The following is a 2,230-nucleotide window of genomic DNA, read 5'->3' on the forward strand; positions in this document are numbered from 1 at the left end:
CCATTTATCGTGTAGGACTTTAAGCATGAATCGAATAGTTATGGCAAAAAATGATCTGTAATTATACGTCTTGAATCGTTTTTCGTTTCATGCTTCGGATCAATTTATCTGCTCATTTAGAACCGTATGTTTCAAATGAGTTTTGGTTTAGTGACGCTTGCCAGCTCCGTAGCCGCTCTTCAGCTGGGTATGTCAAGGGATGTGACTGTTAACAGTGGTCAATTTTCTATCGAATATCCAGACTCTTCTATTAAGGTCAGCAAGATTCATCTTGATAACCTCAGAACGTTTGATGGCTCTACTCAATCAGACAAAGATGAGTTAAACATTCAAGCCGATGCGCTAAAATTTTCACTTGAAATTGGCGGCAGAAGTGGCGAAAAGGCAGTGCTGGATATCAAAATTCCAGACCTGAAGCTGTCAGGAGAAACAAATCTGTTGTTTTTAATCGGCAATTCAGTGGCTGATTACTGCAAAAATCTGCCCGGTTTACTGTCTTCAGGTGGCGTGAACACTTGGGATGATAATGTTGACATTCATGACTCTGAAAGTAAAAAAAATACCTCTGACTGGGCTACGGTCATCAAAAATGAAAATACTTCATTCGACGTTGATGCGAAGAGCATGGTTGTTCGCATCAATAAGGCTAGCGATATGTTTTCTGGCAGCGGTTTAACCGACGGTTCCGAGATAGCTTTTACTGATTTTCATGTAACACAGACAAAAAACTTATTTAAGAGCGATGTTGAGAACCCTTCTATAAAGTTTGGTCTGGTAGAGGTTGACAATATTGGCGTTGGCCCAGCACAGATTAAAGATGGCAGCCTAAGTCTGGATGACAATCTCAATGGAAAGCTGAGTTTTACCCTTCATGCTGATTATGGTGCTATGGCAGAGTATTGTCCGGAGTGGGTGCCCAAACTGGTTAATAGAGCCATCTCCGGTAATGATAAAAAATACGCGATGGTTCGATTGGATGCTGAAATATCGAATGGCGTGATTGATTTGAACTCTCTATCTGCATTGGGGTTGGGGCTGAGCAAAAAGGGACTAAACCCTCTTCAGGCAATGATACAGGGTCGTTTGGTCGGTACTTTGAACTCGGAACATACCCGTTTGCGCCGTCGAGATGAGGGTGTCGAGATGAAAATCAATGTTCCTCTTATTGGCAAGCAATCTACAAATAACAGAGGGAATTTAAGAAACCAGAGTCGTAATGAACAAGAGACATCAGCAGCTCCGACATTGCTTGCAAAGCTGATAAAGAAATCTAAACAAGCAAAGCAGATAGTTGAGCGTAACGTGAGTCCGACCGTTTATAAACAGTACCTACAAATTTCCGATGAAAGCAGTGTACTGATTCCTGAGTCCCCCGGGAGAGGAAAAATATCACTGGTTGCATTGCTTGAGTCGTTGGATGTGACTCTTGATGGTGGGGCGCCCACTTCCAGAAGCTGATAACTGTTTACTTTAATATACGCGTATCAGAAATTCACTCTATGACATTTTATCCACTTCCTTGCAATCCAATGATAAACCATTAGCTTCTAACTCCCTGTAACGGGTGCTCAGCCTGATCAATGTCCTGCCTGAAGGTTATGAGTAATTGGAAAACCGTATTGATTCATTTTTTTCCAAAAAGATGACCAATGTCCTGTTGAACATATGATCGCTCGGAGTGTTAACAGCATTGAGGCACCTTCTTCTTTCCAGCGCATACCAGATCTGCACATCCTCTGTTTCACCAATATTTTACAGGCCGCTTCAGTAACCCCAGAGCCGATTGGTAAATGGGCGCTCAGGGCTTCCGGATAGACCATCTTTTTCCAGTTGTYCTTAAAGTAGGTTCTTGCCTTRTACAGCTTCTCCATCGMTGCCAGACGATTATTCCCCGGTGATGATTTCTTTAATTCCTTGGTCAGACGCTGTGCTCCACCAACTTCATGTTTCAGCTCATRGAGTTTTTCTTTCAGCCATGCATGCCGTTGTTGCTTGTTTTTAACTCCCGGATAGATCGCTTCCGCAGCGTCTGCCACATACTCAGAWGCATGATAAAAATCCAGAACCTGAACGGACACAAAAGGCTTAAGGAAAGTCMAGTTATCGGGAGCACCATCGGCAACGCCAACATAAGTGGCATCAGGGAATCGTCGTTTAACTTTTTCTATCTCTGCAGAAAATCGCTTCATAAAGGTTTGCTTGCCATATTCAGGCGCTGCAGCGCAGTAGA

Annotated in this window: 1 protein-coding gene and 1 pseudogene; one reads left to right on the forward strand and one right to left on the reverse strand. The window is 43.0% G+C overall.

The genetic code is table 11. The annotated features are described in order from the left end of the window. The first annotated feature begins 135 nt into the window (after window positions 1-135). The gene (locus AKL11_RS07920) at window positions 136-1,458 is read left to right on the forward strand and encodes a hypothetical protein (protein ID WP_157673469.1); all 1,323 of its coding nucleotides are present in this window, start codon (window positions 136-138) and stop codon (window positions 1,456-1,458) included. Between the two features lie 119 nt (window positions 1,459-1,577). Here the strand turns inward: AKL11_RS07920 and AKL11_RS07925 are convergent. Then, window positions 1,578-2,230: pseudogene (locus tag AKL11_RS07925) on the reverse strand (ISKra4 family transposase); the annotation flags it as partial.

Origin of the sequence: Endozoicomonas ascidiicola (genome assembly GCF_001646945.1) — a bacterium.
In the GTDB taxonomy this organism is placed as follows: Bacteria; Pseudomonadota; Gammaproteobacteria; order Pseudomonadales; family Endozoicomonadaceae; genus Endozoicomonas; species Endozoicomonas ascidiicola.

Coding starts and splice junctions, on each gene's coding strand:
- AKL11_RS07920 (WP_157673469.1), top strand. CDS start 136: ATGAGTTTTGGTTTAGTGACGCTTGCCAGCTCCGTAGCCGCTCTTCAG.